This is a genomic window from Alcanivorax sp. HI0083, from assembly GCF_001635175.1.
The window spans coordinates 1-464 of record NZ_LWFX01001599.1 but is presented as its reverse complement, the minus strand read 5'-3'; the positions used below and the strand labels follow the sequence as shown (position 1 = coordinate 464).

Below are 464 nucleotides of genomic sequence, written 5' to 3'. Positions count from 1 at the left end.
CGGTGGCAGCGGCACTGGCGCGGCGACCAGACTGGCAATACAGCACAATATCTTCCTTGCGATACTGCTCCATCATGTCCAGGTGGTGTTCCATCTGCTTGGCGGGCACCATGATGGCGCCTGGAATATGCCCGGCCAGATATTCGTCTTCATCGCGCACATCGATAATGATGGGGGCTTTGCCGTCCTGCATTTGCTGCTTCAGTTCGCTCACCGAGAGGCTGTCAGCGGCCCATAGTGGCGCCGAGAGCACGTTCAATAGGGCAAAGATTGAAACAATCAGATAACGCTTCATGGTTGAGACTCCTGTCGATTTTCCCATTCCTGCAGTTCCTCCCAGAGTTTTTCCGCGTCGCGTACCATGCTGGCGATGGAGGGTTTGGCTGCGGGATTGGAAAAACTGGCTGCGAGAGCGCGGCTGGCACACTCATAAACAAACGCTTTTTGGCTCATTTCGGCAAGGG

1 protein-coding gene is annotated in these 464 nt (G+C 55.4%); it reads right to left on the bottom strand.

Annotation, left to right across the window (positions count from 1 at the left end):
* Positions 1-295, bottom strand: a 295-nt coding sequence (locus A3754_RS23770; RefSeq protein WP_231880765.1) for a rhodanese-like domain-containing protein, incomplete at its 3' end; no start/stop codon positions are given.
* Between the last annotated feature and the right edge of the window lie 169 nt (positions 296-464).